The organism is Veillonella sp., from assembly GCF_015058545.1.
GTDB lineage: Bacteria > Bacillota > Negativicutes > Veillonellales > Veillonellaceae > Veillonella_A.
On sequence record NZ_SVCB01000146.1, the window covers coordinates 1 to 3,426 of the forward strand.

The 3,426-nt window shown below is 42.9% G+C and carries 5 protein-coding genes; 1 reads left to right on the forward strand and 4 read right to left on the reverse strand.

Features of this window, described 5'->3' with window-relative positions; all coding sequences use genetic code 11:
• A partial coding sequence (locus tag E7204_RS09140; RefSeq protein WP_295181121.1) for an IS3 family transposase occupies positions 1 to 107 on the forward strand: 107 nt, incomplete at its 5' end.
• Between the two features lie 69 nt (positions 108 to 176).
• Here E7204_RS09140 and ribF read toward each other — a convergent pair.
• Genes ribF through rbfA form a run of 4 tightly spaced genes read right to left on the reverse strand, consistent with a single transcriptional unit; the run spans position 177 to position 3,287 of the window.
• Positions 177 to 1,109 (reverse strand): riboflavin biosynthesis protein RibF, encoded by a 933-nt coding sequence (ribF, locus tag E7204_RS09145; RefSeq protein ID WP_295183885.1) that lies wholly within the window; start codon positions 1,107 to 1,109, stop codon positions 177 to 179.
• A 12-nt stretch (positions 1,110 to 1,121) separates the two neighbouring features.
• Positions 1,122 to 1,997: a tRNA pseudouridine(55) synthase TruB gene (truB, locus tag E7204_RS09150; RefSeq protein WP_295183887.1), complete on the reverse strand. Its 876-nt coding sequence runs from the start codon at positions 1,995 to 1,997 to the stop codon at positions 1,122 to 1,124.
• The gene (locus E7204_RS09155) at positions 1,997 to 2,935 is read right to left on the reverse strand and encodes a bifunctional oligoribonuclease/PAP phosphatase NrnA (protein WP_295183889.1); all 939 of its coding nucleotides are present in this window, start codon (positions 2,933 to 2,935) and stop codon (positions 1,997 to 1,999) included. The genes truB and E7204_RS09155 overlap by 1 nt, the downstream gene beginning before the upstream one ends.
• Positions 2,919 to 3,287 (reverse strand): 30S ribosome-binding factor RbfA, encoded by a 369-nt coding sequence (rbfA, locus tag E7204_RS09160; RefSeq protein ID WP_006556878.1) that lies wholly within the window; start codon positions 3,285 to 3,287, stop codon positions 2,919 to 2,921. The genes E7204_RS09155 and rbfA overlap by 17 nt, the downstream gene beginning before the upstream one ends.
• Positions 3,288 to 3,426 lie beyond the last annotated feature (139 nt).

A 3,426-nucleotide genomic window follows, 5' to 3' on the forward strand; every position in this document is an offset into this window, starting at 1 on the left:
ATAAACTAAGAGATTACATAGACTATTACAATACTAAACGTATCAAACTTAAATTAAAAGGAATGAGTCCGGTAGAATACCGGACCCATTCCCAAAAAGTTGCTTAATTACTTCTGTCCAAGAAAATGGGTGCAGATCAGTTCTAAGCTTCAATGGTGTTCTTAAGAAATTTTATTTTATTTTTGTTTGAAAAAATCTTTGGCCGCTTGTTCATCAATTTTCATCTGCTTTATCAATTCATCAAGTGAATCAAACCGTTTCTCCGGACGTAATAACTTCCAAAATTCAACGGTCGCTTCATAGCCATAGACCATTTTATCAAAATTAAACAGATGGACTTCAAAACGATGGTATTGGTTTTCAAAGGTAGGATTATCACCCAAATTGCCGACCCCTTCGTACCACTTACCGTCAATAAATACGCGATTTACATAAACGCCGTCAGGTGGCAAAGTCAATTCCTTTGGATATAAAAAGTTTAGCGTCGGAAAGCCGAGAATACGACCACGACGGTCCCCTTCAATGACAGTACCTTTGAACATGAAAGGACGACCTAATAAAGTATTAACCAATTCAAAATGGCCCACTTTGACAGCTTCACGAATTAATGTACTGGATACATGTTCCTGCACTTCATTACATTTAGCCAAAGTTAAAGCATATACTTGAATCCCTTTAGGCTCAACTAAGGCTTTAATCACATCCGGAGTGCCTAAGCCGCCGGCCCCAAAGGTAAAATTCTGCCCTACTACAAAGGCTTTAACCTCATTATAAACAGTTAAGGCCGCCACAAAATCATCCGCCGTCATAGCCAGCAATTCCTTGCTCATAGGCAGGCGTAACACATAATCAACACCTAAGTCGATTAATAGTTTCGCTTTTAATTCTTTTTGCAATAAAGCGCTGGGACAACGTTCCGGTCTCAGGATATGCAAAGGATGTTGATCAAACGTAACCACAACGGTATAGGCCGCCTGTTCCTTTGCCTCCGCTACCGCCCTTTGTATAACCGTCTGATGACCTTTGTGAAGTCCGTCAAAAGTCCCCAAGGCATACACAATATTAGATTGTAATTGTTGTAACTCTGCAAAGGATGTTAAGATCTTCATACATTAATCCTATTAAAAAATATTTTTAACTACTTTTAAGCCTGTGTCAGTACCGCTTACGATACCGAAAAAATCGGAATCATTATAAGCACGATATAACCGGTCAATTTCACCATGAAAACCGTCTATTTTAGTATACGGCCATTGCTTACCTTGTTTCAAGGCTATAAAGCCATTTTCTGAAACATTTACGGGCTGTAAATGCATCAATGCCGAATCGGTCGCACCTACAAGGGCTTTACCTTTTTCAGCCAACTCTTCCGCCGTAACCGCCTTATCTATGGTATATTCACCGACCGCAGTGCGGGCCAATTGTGTCATGGTAGCCGGAATACCGACTTTACCTGCTATATCCCGCATTAAAGCCCTTATATAGGTCCCGGCGGAACAAGTAACGCGAATCGTAAAATACGGATAGGCATAGGCCAAAAGAGTACATTCCGTAATTTCAATCGTTCGAGCCGGCAAAGTAAACTCCACACCTTCACGAGCCAATTCATACGCTCGTCGCCCATTAACCTTAATGGCTGAATATATGGATGGCGTTTGGTCCTGCTTACCGGTAAACGAAGCTACTATAGCCCCCAGCTCTTCCCATGTAGGAATAGTGGTAGGCGTTATTTCCGCTCGTAACGGATTGCCCGTAATATCTTCCGTATCCGTACCAAAACCGAAGCGACCTTCCGCCACATAGGTTTTAGTCATAGATTCCGTAAACTCAATGATACGTGTTGCCTTACCTACAAAGATAGGCAAAACACCATATGCCAAGGGATCCAAAGTGCCGCTATGGCCGATGCGACGCTCTTTTAATAAACGGCGGCAAATCCCCACAGCATCATGACTGGTAATGCCCGGCGGTTTTAAGAAAGGAAATACACCGTCCATTAGCCAATCACCGTTAAGAGTTGCTCGATGGCACCGTCAATATTGGCCTGAATCGTACAACCGGCTGCTTTCACATGACCGCCGCCGCCGAAATGATTGGCAATGGCATTCACATCGGTGATCTTGGCACGCAAGCTGACGCGAGTTACATTAGTATCCACCGCTTTTAGCAAAATAGCAATATCTACGGTATCTACATTACGAATTAAATCGACATAGCCGTCCGTATCATCGCCTACTTTAGCCATTAAAGCTTCGTCGAGAGCCAACACGGCGACTTTACCGTCTTTATAAAAACGAATAGTCTGTAAAGCCTCTTTCATCACTTCAATACGAGCAACCGTAGTCACTTCCACATGTTCGGAAATAACATTCGGCTTGGCACCGTTCTTAACACAAAGTGCCGCCATATTTAACGTGTTCTCAGTTGTATTGCTGAAGCGGAAGAAACCGCAGTCGGTAGCAATGGCCATATATAATGCATTGGCCATCGTTTCCGTAATCGGCCATTCCCAGGTGCTGCACAAATCAGCCAGTATTTCACCGGTGGCGGCAAATTCAGGCTGTAAATACAGACCTTCCGCAAAGCCGCTGTTAGAAATATGATGGTCAATATTATAAATGGGCGCTTTACATAATTCGCCGACCTGACCGATGCGTTCAAACGTGCTGGCATCCAATACGAGCAACATGTCCGTTGTCCAATCGGTCATAGTTTCGATGGAATGAATTTTATCCACATGAGCCAAAAAGTTATACTTTTCAGGAATGATGTCATCCACAACCATAGTGACGGACTTACCTTGTGCCGTCAAAGCTTCATAAAAAGCTAAGAGGGATCCCAAGGCGTCGCCGTCCGGATGAACATGAACGGTCAAAATAATATTTTGGGCTTTATCTAAAGCAGTTTTTAAAGCCTTCTTATTTATCATCGCCATGTTTGGCCTCATCCTTTTTGATGTCATTGAGTAAAGACTCAATGTGCATACTGTAATCTAATGAAGTATCGGCGTCAAAGAAAATTTCCGGCGTATAGCGCAAATGCAATACTTTGCCCAGTTCGCTGCGAATATGGCCGGCTGCATGACGCAAAGCCTGCAAGGACGCTTTTTTCTCTTCGTCTTTACCGAACAGGCTCACATAAATGGTAGCCTGACGTAAATCGCCCGTCACTTCTACTTCGGTAACAGTAACGAAGCCGATGCGCGGATCTTTAAGACCACGCATCAACATGCCGCTTACCTCTTGTTTAATAAATTCCTGTAACTTACGTACGCGAACGTCACTCATAGACGCCTCCTAAATCTGTGGCTTAATTTCTTCCATCGTAAAGGCTTCAATGATATCGCCTTCTTTAATATCACGGTAACGTTCGATGGAAATACCACATTCAAAACTACTCTTTACTTCTTTAACTTCATCTTTGAAG